The organism is Serratia nevei (genome assembly GCF_024160145.1).
Lineage (GTDB): Bacteria > Pseudomonadota > Gammaproteobacteria > Enterobacterales > Enterobacteriaceae > Serratia > Serratia nevei_A.
In genome coordinates this window covers 1-443 of the sequence record NZ_JAMYWQ010000146.1, presented here as the reverse complement: position 1 = coordinate 443, position 443 = coordinate 1, and the positions used below count along the sequence as shown (strand labels likewise).

1 rRNA gene is annotated in these 443 nt (G+C 52.4%); it reads right to left on the bottom strand.

What is annotated here, in order from left to right:
* Nucleotides 1-443: ribosomal RNA gene (locus M6G53_RS25160) — 16S ribosomal RNA — on the bottom strand; the annotation flags it as partial.

The window sequence follows — 443 nt, the reverse complement described above, 5'->3', positions numbered from 1 at the left end:
ATAGCGACACGTCTATCCATCCCGTCAATTCCTTTGAGTTTTAATCTTGCGACCGTACTCCCCAGGCGGTCAACTTCACGCGTTAGCTACGTTACTAAGGAAATGAATCCCCAACAACTAGTTGACATCGTTTAGGGCGTGGACTACCAGGGTATCTAATCCTGTTTGCTCCCCACGCTTTCGTGCATGAGCGTCAGTGTTATCCCAGGGGGCTGCCTTCGCCATCGGTATTCCTCCACATCTCTACGCATTTCACTGCTACACGTGGAATTCTACCCCCCTCTGACACACTCTAGCCGTGCAGTCACCAATGCAATTCCCAGGTTAAGCCCGGGGATTTCACATCGGTCTTGCACAACCGCCTGCGCACGCTTTACGCCCAGTAATTCCGATTAACGCTTGGACCCTACGTATTACCGCGGCTGCTGGCACTAGTATGCCAG